The organism is Vibrio sp. 704 (assembly GCF_033339295.1).
In genome coordinates this window covers 1-551 of the sequence record NZ_JAWOUH010000859.1, presented here as the reverse complement: position 1 = coordinate 551, position 551 = coordinate 1, and the positions used below count along the sequence as shown (strand labels likewise).

Here is a 551-nt window from a genome sequence, read left to right as displayed (position 1 = left end):
TCGGAATTCCAGACAACGGTGGCAATCAGCCAATCGATGAGCCAATCATCGAACAAGGCCCGGATGCGTATTTTTCGTCTTTGCCAATCAAGCGTATTGCTCAAACGTTGCATGAGAGTGGCATCCCTTGTCAGGTTTCTAATAGCGCGGGGACGTTTGTGTGCAACCACCTGTTTTATGGTGTGCAGCATTATCTGAGGGACAAATCGATTCGGCATGGATTTGTGCATATTCCGTTGTTGCCTGAGCAAGCGACGGATGGCAATCACCCGTCAATGAGCCTCGATATGATCGTGGCTGGCCTAAAGTTGGTGGCACAAGTTGTCATTGATCACGAAAGCGATGTTGTGGTGAGTGGTGGACAAATTTGTTAGTAAGCTACTGAAATAACTAATAAGTTACTAAGCGTATGTTCTGCCAAATGTTAACTTGCTCAAATTTTGCTTGCTTCGAAAGGAGTAGCATTAGAGTGTCGGATTGAAGGTGTATGACTTTCGTTCGGTGCCCTTGTCACAGGAGGTGTCAGGGGCTTACTCTCAAAAAAGGCGAGT

Annotated in this window: 1 pseudogene; it reads left to right on the top strand. The window is 46.5% G+C overall.

Features of this window, described 5'->3' with window-relative positions:
- A pseudogene (locus R7R24_RS29550) lies at window positions 1-374 on the top strand (pyroglutamyl-peptidase I); the annotation flags it as partial.
- Window positions 375-551 lie beyond the last annotated feature (177 nt).